The following is an 11,091-nucleotide window of genomic DNA, read 5'->3' as shown; positions in this document are numbered from 1 at the left end:
GACGAATACTAATCGATCGAGGACTTAACCAATAACTGAAATGCGTTTCCATAATTCAATGTCGATTTATCCAGTTTTGAGCGAACAAGCTCAAACCAGTCCAGTGATGATGGCAAAGAGGCCACACCCGTTCCCATCCCGAACACGGAAGTTAAGCTCTTTTGCGCCGATGGTAGTTGGGGGTTTCCCCCTGTGAGAGTAGGACGTCGCTGGGCAAGTTGAAAGGCCGTTACCGGTTCATTCCGGTAACGGCTCTTTTTGTATTGTTTTTGTAAAAACGCAGCCTGCCTTTTCGAAAAGGCGCCGCGTTCGGTATAATAGAATAAACTATGAATGAAAACGTGAGGATGCAAAAATTATGACTCAAAGACGTCCAGTGGTGGATGCTTTATTGGAATTTCAGAGAAGACGGCCGATTTCGTTTCACGTGCCCGGCCATAAAAATGGCCTGCTATCGGGTTTGCCGAAAGAATTAAAAGCGGCACTTGTCTATGATATGACAGAGTTGGAGGGCCTTGATGATTTGCACGCCCCCAGTTCGGCAATTAAGGAAGCGGAAGATTTGCTAGCCACGGCATACGGTGCAAAAAAAAGCTATTTTCTAGTGAATGGCTCAACTGCAGGGAATTTGGCGATGGTTCATGCGATTTGTGGAGAAGGAGATCATGTGATTGTGCAGCGCAACTCACACAAGTCTATCTTTCATGCGCTTGAACTTGCCCATGTAAAACCTGTTTATGTAGCGCCTGAATGGGATGAAGTCTCTAAAAGTGCAGGAGCTGTTGCCTTATCTACGATCGTGACCGCCATTGATGAGTATCCGCAAGCGACAGCGGTTGTTTTGACGTATCCGAGTTATTACGGCGTTGCTTCTACTGAGTTGGAAGCTATTATTGATTATTGTCATGAACGTAATATTCCGGTGCTGATCGATGAAGCACACGGGGCACATCTGGCAGCAGGGGAGCCGTTCCCTGTGAGTGCGCTGGCTTATGGAGCTGATGTGGTCGTGCAGTCTGCCCATAAAACTTTACCTGCGATGACTATGGGCTCTTACCTTCACGTAGCTGGAGGGTTGGTGAATGAAAGGATGATCAGCAAGTATTTACGGATTTTTCAATCGAGCAGCCCTTCTTACCCCATCATGGCTTCGCTTGACGATGCCAGGGCGTATATCCAGAATTATTCGGTTCACGATAAGCGGGATTTTCTAGAAAAACGCCTTTATTTCATTTCCAGTATTAGACGGATTCCTTCTCTAGAAGTAGTAGAGACGGACGATCCGCTGAAGTTACTGCTGCGTATCGAAAGCAGAGGGGGCTTTCAATTGAAAGCGGCATTGGAACAAGCCGGTATTTTTGTAGAATTGGCGGATCCTTTTCAAGTCTTGCTGATTTTGCCCTTATCCAAGCCGTGGCATGCCTATCCGTATGCAGATATACGCAGTCGGATTAAAGAAGCTGTGCAAGGTGTGCGGCTATTAGAGAAGGGTACGCCAAGCTTCCGTCCCAACAATCCTCCACGGGTGACAGTGCCGGAATTGTCGTTTGAGGAAGTGGATTTATCGGTACAGGAATGGGTGCCTTATGAGAGAGCGATCGGCCGGATCTCAGCAGCTATGGTGACACCTTACCCACCCGGTATCCCGCTCGTCACGGCAGGAGAAAAATGGACGGTCGAAAAAGTGGAGGAGCTGTCGGATTATCTAGGCGCCGGTGCGGAGATACAAGGGGAGCATCGCTTAGCAGAAAAGCTGGTTTCTGTCATTCCGTGGTGAGTAGAACGAACGCTCGGGTGGTATACACTAGCATATGCGATAGCGAATATGGGGGTAATAGTATGGAACAGGAAAAGTACGCAATTATTGATATTGGCTCGAATACCATCCGCTTGGTTATTTATACGCGGGATAAGAGTGGCCGTTTTTCAGAAAGCGAGAACGTTAAGGCGGTCGCCCGTCTGCGCAATTATTTAACGGACGATTTGACGCTTTCTGAAGAAGGCATAGCGGTATTGATCGATACCTTGAAGAGTTTTCAGGAAGTGACGCGCCACCATCAGCTCGAAGCGATTAAATGTGTGGCAACGGCTGCTGTACGGCAGGCGAAAAATCAAGAATCCATCATCGAGCGTGTTGGAGAAGAGACGGATTTTACGATGCGTATCTTATCGGAATACGAGGAAGCGCATTACGGTTATTTGGCGGTTGTCAATTCGATGTCGTACAAAGAGGGCATCACGGTTGATATTGGCGGTGGCAGTACCGAATTGACTTTATTCGAAGGCCGTGAACTCATTCATTTCCACAGTTTTCCGTTCGGTGCCCTATCATTGAAGAAGCAATTTATTGAAGGCGATACACCGAAAAAGGGTGAGTTGAAGGCGTTAAGGGAATTTATTGAAAGCCAGTTCTTATCGCTCGACTGGATCGAAGGAAAGAAATTGCCGTTGATTGGCATTGGGGGAAGCGCACGAAACTTGGCGCAGGTTCACCAGGAACAAATCGACTATCCACTATCTGGTGTGCATCAGTATACGATGAAGCGGAAAGATGTGGAAGAAACGAATAAATGGCTTGGGGCAATGGAATTCGATGAGTTGCAGCGTGTAGAAGGTTTGTCGCGCGACCGGGCAGATATTATCATTCCTGCGGTGGAAGTGTTCAATTGTCTAATGGACTTAATCGATGCTGAGCTCTTTGCATTGAGTCGAAAGGGCTTGCGGGACGGTGTGTTTTACGAAGAAATGACCAAAGACTTCGAGATGCCAGTGTTTCCGAATGTCATTGAAGAAAGTTTTTACGATTTGGCAATCGACTACGATATCAACTTGACGCATGCCATCCATGTGACCAATAGTGCCTTGATGATCGTTAGAGAGCTGGTAGACGAAGGATTTCTTGAATTGTCCGAGAGCGATCACCGCTGGGTCCGTCTCGGCAGTTCCATGTACAATCTCGGTTCGTATATCGACTCCGAATCAAGCAATCAGCATACATTTTATCTATTGGCCAACCGGACCATCGATGGGCTTTTGCATAAAGAACGCATTATCGTCGCGTTGCTTGCTTCCTATAAAAACAAGAACTTGTTTAAGCGCAATGCAGCGCTTTATGAAGACTGGTTTACCGAAGAAGAGCTGGATAAATTCAATATCATGGGTGCAGTCATTAAATTCGCCTACAGCTTGAATGCGACCAAACGCGATATTGTCAAAGACATTCAAATAGAAGACCAAAAAGAAGAACTTGTTTTTTCTATTCAATGCCGGGAAGATTGGAAACCTGAGCAATACCAGGTCGAGAAGCAAAAAAAACATTTGGAAAAATTATTTAAAAAAACCATTACCGTCGACTTTCATGAATAAATGAAACCTGAGGGGGAGTTGTGCCGTGGGAAAGAAAAAAGAAGATATGGTCCAGTTGAACAGTCCTTCCTATTACAATAACCGCGAATTGAGTTGGTTGGCATTCAATGAACGGGTGTTGCAGGAAGCGCTCGACCCGCGCAATCCGTTGCTTGAAAAGCTAAAGTTTCTGGCGATTTTCAGTTCTAATTTGGATGAGTTTTTCATGGTGCGTGTAGCGGGATTGCAAGACCAGGTAAAAGTGGGTTTTAATAAGCCTGAGAACAAAGCCGGGATGACACCGAAACAGCAATTGCATGAAATCGCTATGAAGAACCATCAATTGGTGGATTTGCAATACGAAACTTTGCGTAAAATCGTGTATCCCAAGCTTCAGAAAGAGCACGTCCATTTCCTGAAGGTAAGGGAATTGAGCGATACGCAGCGAGAGGCTTTGGAGACTTACTTTGATGAGCATATTTTTCCTGTGTTGACCCCGATGGCAATCGATGCCTACCGACCGTTTCCGATGTTGCTGAATAAAAGCATCAATTTGGCGGTGGTCTTGGAAGATACCGCAAAAGAAGAGGATTCTGAACAACGGAAGCGAACAGCCATCGTCCAATTGCCTGCGATGCTTGAGCGGTTTGTCCAGTTGCCGGAAAATGGTGGCTTACGAAAGTTAATGCTGCTCGAAGACGTTATCGGTTTCTTTATCGGCAAGCTGTTTCACGGCTATGAAGTCAAATCGACGACTGCGTTCCGCATCACCCGCAACGCTGATATGACGATACACGAAGAAGGCGCGCGCGACTTGCTTAAAGAAATTGAAGAAGAGTTGAGAAAGCGCAAATGGGGAGCTGCTGTCCGGCTCGAAGTGCAAAAGGATGGATTGGATCCTGTTATTTTGGATTATTTAATGGAAGAGTTGGAAGTGCATCCGAAAGATGTCTACGAAATTGATGGATTTTTAGATTTGACGGTGTTTTTCAGTTTCTACAAGAAAATGGCCCCGATATGGGAGCATTTGGTTTACGAAGGAAAAATTTCGCAACTGCCAGTAGGGATGGAAAACGGCAAGGCAATTTATGCGAAAGTCGCAGAAGAAGACGTGTTCTTGCATCATCCGTACGAGTCGTTTGAGCCTGTCGTGGAGTTTATTTCGGAAGCGGCCGATGATCCGGACGTGCTTGCGATCAAACAGACTTTATACCGTGTCAGTGGAGATTCACCGGTGATCAACGCCTTGAAACGGGCAGCGGAAAACGGCAAGCAAGTGACGGTGCTTGTGGAATTGAAGGCTCGTTTCGATGAGGAAAATAACGTGCACTGGGCGAAAGAGCTGGAAAAAGCGGGCTGTCACGTGATTTACGGCATGACCCATTTAAAGACCCACAGCAAAATTACTTTAGTGGTTCGTAAAAAACAAGGGCGCATCGAACGTTTTGTCCACCTCGGTACCGGCAATTACAATGACCAGACAGCCAAAATCTATACGGACATGAGCTTGTTTACTTCTAAAAAAGAAATCGGCATAGATGCCACGAATTTTTTCAATTACTTAAGCGGGTACACGGAAAAGCCGGAATTCCATTATCTATCGGTGGCACCGTTTTCGATCAGGAAAGATATTCTTCATTTAATTGATTCTGAAATTAGGTACGAAAAGAAATATGGCAATGGCCATATTGTGGCTAAAATGAATTCCTTGACCGATAAATCGATTATCATCAAGCTTTATGAGGCCTCACGTGCTGGAGTCAAAATCGATTTAATCGTCCGGGGCATTTGCTGTTTACGGCCGGGGATCCTGGGAGTGAGCGACAATATTCGCGTGCGCAGTATTGTCGGGCGCCTGCTCGAACATAGCCGTGTGTATTATTTTCATCAGAACGGAAAAGAAAAAACTTTTTTGTCCTCTGCAGATATGATGACGAGAAACCTGAACAACCGCATCGAAATCCTTTTCCCGATTCTCGATAAGTGGGTGAAAGGGCAAGTGTGGGATATTCTTGAGCTCGGGCTGAGAGATAATGTTAAAGCCCGCGAACAAGACGAAGAAGGCAATTATGGCTATGTCCGGAGAATCGAAGGACAAGCAGTGATTGATAGCCAAATGGAACTGTTCGAGCGCGCATACCAAGTGGCTGAAGACGAGGAATAAGGTCAAAAGGAAGTTGTGAAACCGCTCGTTTTTGCGTTATAGTGGATAAGGTTTTAGTTAAAAGATAAGGAAACAGGTGAAAATATGAGTTATTTTATTACGCTAGAAGGCGGCGAAGGTTCGGGTAAGACAACGGCGCTGGTAAAGCTGGCAGAACGTTTGAAAACTGATGGGTTTGAAGTGTTGACGACGCGTGAACCGGGGGGCATTGAAATCGCGGAAAAAATACGCGAAGTCATCCTGGACCGGACGCATACGGCGATGGATGCCCGCACGGAAGCGCTATTATACGCAGCGGCACGGCGCCAGCATTTGGTGGAGCGCGTAATGCCGGCGCTTCAAGCAGGGAAAATCGTGTTATGCGACCGTTTTGTCGATAGCAGTCTGGCATACCAGGGCCATGCGCGCGGGCTTGGCCTGGACGATGTGCTGGCAATCAATGAATTCGCTATTGAAGGACATATGCCTGAGTTAACTTTGTATTTTGATGTCAATCCGAAAACGGGGCTTGCGCGCATCGACCTCGATCAAGGCCGTGAATTCAATCGCCTGGACGAGGAGTCACTGGCGTTTCATTACAAAGTAAGAGAAGGTTATTTGCTATTACTTGGCCGTTACCCGGAACGCATGCAGTTGATCAATGCGGAAAATGAGTTGGATGAAGTGGTAGCGGATGCGTATGAAGCATTGCAGCGCTTTTTAGCCGAAAAACAATAATGAAGTGCCTGCAGCCCTGTTCGTCAAGGGCTGTTTTTTCATGGACGGAATGAAAGGCTTTGTGCATATAGTCATGAATTTTTCGCATCGCCTAAAGGAAAGATGTGACGGCACCTTCGCCGTTCGTGTTATACTAATACATAGACAAGCAACCAAAAAAGGAGTGAGTGCTGATGAAACTCGTCGTTGCAGTAGTACAGGATCAAGACAGTAACCGCTTATCCAATGCGTTGACGAAAAATGATTTCCGGGCTACCAAGCTTGCCAGTACGGGAGGGTTCTTGCGCTCAGGAAATACCACCTTTTTGATCGGGGTAGACGATAGCCGTGTCCCGAAATTAATGGATTTGATCCGCGACAATTGCCGTGCGCGCGAACAGATGGTGGCGCCGGTTTCCCCGATGGGCGGAAATGCGGATTCCTATATACCGTATCCGGTCGAAGTGGAAGTGGGCGGGGCGACGATTTTCGTCTTGCCGATCGAACAGTTCCAGCAATTTTAAGAAACAGCCATGTTGTTTCTTCGTCCGCACTACCCGTGATCCATCTGGAACACGGGATTTTTTGCAAAGTTTGAAGGTGGAATCATGCACAAAACCATAGAAGAATTACAGGACATGCAGCCTGTCGTATTGAAGAGACTGCAAGGGGCGTATGCCAATGACCGTCTGGCCCATGCGTATTTATTGGAAGGGCCATCGGGTTCCGGAAAAAAGGAATTGACTCATTTTTTCGTCAAATTATTACTATGCGAAACACCAATCGACAATGTTCCATGTGAAACATGCCGCAGCTGCAAATTGTATGAAAGCGGCAATCACCCGAATATTTTGTTCATCGAACCGGATGGCCAGAACATCAAAATCGACCAGATCCGCGACTTGATTTATTCGATGAATAAAACGGCGTTAAATGCTGGGCGCAAAGTCTATGTTATTGAGCAGGCAGATCGGATGAACAATTCTTCCGCCAATGCCTTGCTAAAGTTTTTGGAAGAACCGGAAGCGAATGTAACAGCGCTACTGCTCACAGAACGCTTGAACGCCATCATGAGTACGATTCGCTCCCGCTGCCAGTTGCTATCATTTCAGCCGCTCTCACGACCTAAGTTGATGGAGCGATTGATAGCGGAGGGCATGACAGGATCGATGGCTGCTACAGTGAGCATGTTGACGCAAAGCGAACAGGAAGCAAAGCGATTGAGCGAAGAAGAACAGTTTGCTGATGAGCGGAAATTGGTGTTGAAGCTGGTCGAGACGGTAGGAGGCAATGTCCATGAGGCATTACTTTTGATCCAATCTGATTGGCTTCCCTTGTTCAAGGAAAAAGAAGATGCCGAAAGAGGTCTCGACATGTTATTATTTGCATATCGGGACATCGCGACAGTGAAAGCGGGTCTTGAAACTGCACGCACATATCCGGACATGGAAGAAACTTGGAAGCAGATGGCGCTTCAACGTTCGTTCGATGTATTGTCCAGGCAGTTGCAGGCAGTGTTACAAGCCAAACAGCAATTGCCGCGCAATATGAACCGGACACTGTTGATGGAGCAATTAATGCTGAATCTGCAGGAGGGGTAGACAATTGTATAAAGTAATAGGAGTCCGCTTCAAGAAAGCGGGTAAAATATATTATTTCGATCCAGGCGAAGCCGTGATCGAAAAAGACGATTATGTCATTGTGGAAACAGCGCGGGGCATTGAATATGGCAAAGTGGTCGTCCCTGTGAAAGAAGTCGGCGAAAACGATGTCGTTCTGCCGCTTAAGCAAGTGGTTCGCGCCGCCACTGAGCGCGACCGCTTGCAAGTAGAAGAAAACCGCTCGGAAGCGGAGCGCGCGTTTGAAGTCGGAACGGAAAAAATCGAGTCACATCGTTTGGACATGAAGCTGGTCGATGTGGAATACACATTCGACCGCAATAAAGTCATTTTCTATTTCACCGCAGAAGGTCGCGTCGATTTCCGTAACCTGGTGAAAGACTTGGCATCGATTTTCCGTACGCGTATTGAACTGCGCCAGATCGGCGTGCGCGACGAGGCGAAAATGCTCGGCGGCATCGGGCCATGCGGGCGCATGCTATGTTGTTCGACGTTCCTCGGCGATTTTGAGCCAGTGTCGATCAAGATGGCGAAAGACCAGAACTTGTCGCTGAATCCCTCAAAAATCTCAGGGCTTTGCGGGCGTTTGATGTGCTGCTTGAAATACGAGAACGACGAATACGAACAAGCGAAAAAGGAAATGCCGGATATCGGTGCGCGTGTCGAAACGCCAGATGGCACTGGCCGCGTTGTCAGCTTGAACTTGCTTGAGAGAGTATTGAAAATCCGCCTGGCAGAACAAGACCAGACGCTGGAATATACATTGGATGAAATCATGAACCAAGGGACGAGAGCGTGAGGTGGTGGTATCAGTGAAAGAAAAGAACTTTTTGGATACAGTCATGGATTTTGAACAGCAATTGGAATCGATGCAAGAGCAGTTCCGTGATTTGAAAACAGTGGTAGCGCGTACGATGGAAGAGCATCATGCGCTGCAATTGGAAAATCACCATTTGCGTGCCCGCCTCGATGAACTGAACGAAAAAGTGCCGGAACCGGAAAAAGTCGACCCGGTCAAATTGAAGAAAGCCGTGATGGACATCGGCGAAGGCTACGATAACTTGGCGCGCCTGTACCATGAAGGCTACCACGTCTGCAACGTCCATTTCGGCAGTTCCAGAAAAGGCGACGACTGCTTATTCTGCCTATCGTTCTTGAACAAGCAGAATTAATGAAGAAAAGTGAGAGCAGCCGTTTAGACCCGACAAGCACAAGACGGTTTGCTGGAGCGGCGTCCTTTGCCGCATAAGCAAACTGGCTTGTGACCTTGAGGGTCTGGTTGCTGCAGCTAGACATAAAGAAATAGAACCAACAGGCTTCCGACACTCCGTGTGGCGGCAGCCTTTTATTATGGCAGGAGTGAACGACATGTTAACAGACGATGAACGCTTGGATTATTTATTAGCGGAGAATTTACGCATCATCCAGAGTCCTTCGGTATTTTCCTTTTCCTTGGACGCGGTTTTATTGGCGCGTTTTGCGTATGTGCCGAAAAAGCGGGGACGGATTGTCGATCTATGCACCGGCAACGGCGCAATTCCATTGTTTTTGAGCGACCGCACTGAATCAACGATTACGGGTGTCGAATTGCAGCCCCGCCTGGCGGGAATGGCGCGCCGCAGCATCGAATTCAACGGCCTCGAAGAACAAATCGATATCATCGAAGGCGATGTGAAGGAAATTCCGACGCAACTCGGCTACGAGAAATTCGATACGGTGACTTGCAATCCGCCGTATTTCCCTGCCCATGACATGAGCGATAAAAACTTAAGCGAGCATATGGCAATCGCGCGCCACGAATTGCATCTGACCTTGGATGAAGCGGTGCGGTCTGCAAGCCAGCTGTTGAAGCAAGGCGGCAAGGCGGCGTTTGTGCATCGTGCGGGAAGATTGATCGACATCATGGCGGCGATGCGTAACAACCGCCTGGAGCCAAAACGTATCCGGCTCGTCTATCCAAAAGCCGGCAAAGAAGCGAATACCTTATTGATCGAAGGCATCAAGGATGGCAAGCCGGATTTGAAAGTGTTGCCGCCGTTGATTGTTTACGGGGAAGACGGTGAATACACGGAAGAAGTGCGGGGCTTGCTGTATGGAAGTGAACAATGAGCATTATTTCTACGTGCTTGAATGCGGGGACGGGTCGTATTATGCCGGATATACAAATGATTTAGAGAAGCGCTTGGCAAAGCATGAAAGCGGAAAAGGCGCGAAATATACGCGCTCCCGCGGCCCGCTTACGCTCATTTACCACGAGTCATTCGAAACAAAGCCGGAAGCGATGAAAGCGGAATATGCCTTTAAACAATTGAGCAAGGCAGAAAAAATCGCCTATATTCGGGATGGAAAGGCGGAACGGATATGAAATCACAGAAAAGTTTCAGCGGCGAACAAACGACGCTTTATTTAGTGGCGACGCCGATCGGTAATTTGGAAGATATGACGGTGCGAGCGTTGCGGCTGTTGAAAGAAGTAGACGTCATTGCGGCGGAAGATACACGCAACACAAAAAAGCTGTGCAATTATTTTTCCATCGACACGCCGCTAGTCAGCTATCATGAACACAACCAGGACAGTGGGGGAGAGAAAATCCTGCACTATTTGGCGCAAGGCAAGTCGGTGGCGCTCGTCAGCGATGCCGGCATGCCATGCATTTCCGACCCAGGAGAAGACATTGTGAAAAAAGCAGTCGATGCGGGTTACCCGGTCGTCCCGGTACCGGGTGCGAATGCGGCACTCAGCGCATTGATCGCTTCTGGCATCACGCCACAGCCGTTTCTGTTCTACGGGTTTCTATCGCGCAATAAGAAAGCGCGCCTTGCGGAACTCGAAAAATTGAGCCAGAAAGAAGAAACGCTGCTATTTTATGAAGCGCCACATCGTTTGAAAGACAGCTTAAAAAGTTTGGTGGCCACATTTGGCAGCGAACGGCGCGTCGTGTTGGCGCGGGAAGTGACCAAAAAGTTTGAGGAGTTTCTACGCGGGAGCTTGGAAGAAGCTGTTGCCTGGTCAGAGTCGAATGAAATCCGCGGTGAGTTTTGCTTGGTTGTTGAAGGCAACTCGGAGCCTGATGTACTGGAAATGGATGAGTGGTGGAAAGAACTGACATACGCACAGCATGTCACTCAGTTAATGGAACAAAAACAAATCTCTTCAAAAGAAGCGATCAAGGAAGCAGCGAAAGCGCGCGGCCTGCCGAAGCGGGATGTATACGAAGCATTCCATAAAGACTGAATCGAGCCCATAAAAAAAGCCGGTGTGCATAGG

11 protein-coding genes and 1 rRNA gene are annotated in these 11,091 nt (G+C 47.7%); all 12 read left to right on the top strand.

Annotation, left to right across the window (positions count from 1 at the left end; all coding sequences use genetic code 11):
- The first annotated feature begins 99 nt into the window (after positions 1 to 99).
- The 12 genes from rrf (at position 100) to rsmI (ending at position 11,058) form a co-directional block, all read left to right on the top strand.
- Positions 100 to 215: ribosomal RNA gene (rrf, locus tag KTG14_RS15040) — 5S ribosomal RNA — on the top strand.
- Between the two features lie 143 nt (positions 216 to 358).
- A complete protein-coding gene (locus KTG14_RS15035; RefSeq protein ID WP_216971657.1) occupies positions 359 to 1,777 on the top strand; it encodes an aminotransferase class I/II-fold pyridoxal phosphate-dependent enzyme in 1,419 nt (472 codons plus the stop codon).
- Positions 1,778 to 1,839: 62 nt separating this feature from the next.
- Positions 1,840 to 3,366, top strand: coding sequence for an exopolyphosphatase (gene ppx, locus KTG14_RS15030; protein WP_216971656.1), 1,527 nt, complete (start codon positions 1,840 to 1,842; stop codon positions 3,364 to 3,366).
- A gap of 25 nt (positions 3,367 to 3,391) precedes the next feature.
- A complete protein-coding gene (locus tag KTG14_RS15025) occupies positions 3,392 to 5,509 on the top strand; it encodes an RNA degradosome polyphosphate kinase (RefSeq protein WP_216971655.1) in 2,118 nt (705 codons plus the stop codon).
- 84 nt (positions 5,510 to 5,593) lie between these two features.
- Complete coding sequence (gene tmk, locus KTG14_RS15020; RefSeq protein WP_216971654.1) at positions 5,594 to 6,226, top strand: dTMP kinase; 633 nt, start codon at positions 5,594 to 5,596, stop codon at positions 6,224 to 6,226.
- 173 nt (positions 6,227 to 6,399) lie between these two features.
- A complete protein-coding gene (locus tag KTG14_RS15015; RefSeq protein ID WP_058382245.1) occupies positions 6,400 to 6,729 on the top strand; it encodes a cyclic-di-AMP receptor in 330 nt (109 codons plus the stop codon).
- A gap of 84 nt (positions 6,730 to 6,813) precedes the next feature.
- Positions 6,814 to 7,806, top strand: a complete 993-nt coding sequence (holB, locus tag KTG14_RS15010; protein ID WP_216971653.1) for a DNA polymerase III subunit delta' — start codon at positions 6,814 to 6,816, stop codon at positions 7,804 to 7,806.
- Positions 7,807 to 7,810: 4 nt separating this feature from the next.
- Positions 7,811 to 8,623 (top strand): PSP1 domain-containing protein, encoded by an 813-nt coding sequence (locus KTG14_RS15005; protein WP_216971652.1) that lies wholly within the window; start codon positions 7,811 to 7,813, stop codon positions 8,621 to 8,623.
- 13 nt (positions 8,624 to 8,636) lie between these two features.
- Positions 8,637 to 8,996 (top strand): DNA replication initiation control protein YabA, encoded by a 360-nt coding sequence (yabA, locus tag KTG14_RS15000; RefSeq protein ID WP_058382242.1) that lies wholly within the window; start codon positions 8,637 to 8,639, stop codon positions 8,994 to 8,996.
- 196 nt (positions 8,997 to 9,192) lie between these two features.
- Positions 9,193 to 9,933, top strand: coding sequence for a tRNA1(Val) (adenine(37)-N6)-methyltransferase (locus tag KTG14_RS14995; protein WP_216971651.1), 741 nt, complete (start codon positions 9,193 to 9,195; stop codon positions 9,931 to 9,933).
- Entirely contained in the window at positions 9,917 to 10,189 is a 273-nt protein-coding gene (locus KTG14_RS14990; RefSeq protein WP_216971650.1) for a GIY-YIG nuclease family protein, read from the top strand. The genes KTG14_RS14995 and KTG14_RS14990 overlap by 17 nt, the downstream gene beginning before the upstream one ends.
- Positions 10,186 to 11,058: a 16S rRNA (cytidine(1402)-2'-O)-methyltransferase gene (rsmI, locus tag KTG14_RS14985; protein WP_216971649.1), complete on the top strand. Its 873-nt coding sequence runs from the start codon at positions 10,186 to 10,188 to the stop codon at positions 11,056 to 11,058. Before KTG14_RS14990 ends, rsmI begins: the two co-directional genes overlap by 4 nt.
- The last annotated feature ends 33 nt before the right edge of the window (positions 11,059 to 11,091 follow it).

Source organism: Planococcus sp. CP5-4_YE (assembly GCF_019042655.1).
In the GTDB taxonomy this organism is placed as follows: domain Bacteria; phylum Bacillota; class Bacilli; order Bacillales_A; family Planococcaceae; genus Planococcus.
This window is presented reverse-complemented; position numbering and strand designations above follow the sequence as displayed.

Bases quoted from the DNA above. Each gene is read 5' to 3' on its own strand.
- KTG14_RS15035 (WP_216971657.1), top strand. From the start codon at position 359: ATGACTCAAAGACGTCCAGTGGTGGATGCTTTATTGGAATTTCAGAGA.
- ppx (WP_216971656.1), top strand. From the start codon at position 1,840: ATGGAACAGGAAAAGTACGCAATTATTGATATTGGCTCGAATACCATC.
- tmk (WP_216971654.1), top strand. From the start codon at position 5,594: ATGAGTTATTTTATTACGCTAGAAGGCGGCGAAGGTTCGGGTAAGACA.
- KTG14_RS15015 (WP_058382245.1), top strand. From the start codon at position 6,400: ATGAAACTCGTCGTTGCAGTAGTACAGGATCAAGACAGTAACCGCTTA.
- holB (WP_216971653.1), top strand. From the start codon at position 6,814: ATGCACAAAACCATAGAAGAATTACAGGACATGCAGCCTGTCGTATTG.
- KTG14_RS14995 (WP_216971651.1), top strand. From the start codon at position 9,193: ATGTTAACAGACGATGAACGCTTGGATTATTTATTAGCGGAGAATTTA.
- KTG14_RS14990 (WP_216971650.1), top strand. From the start codon at position 9,917: ATGGAAGTGAACAATGAGCATTATTTCTACGTGCTTGAATGCGGGGAC.
- rsmI (WP_216971649.1), top strand. From the start codon at position 10,186: ATGAAATCACAGAAAAGTTTCAGCGGCGAACAAACGACGCTTTATTTA.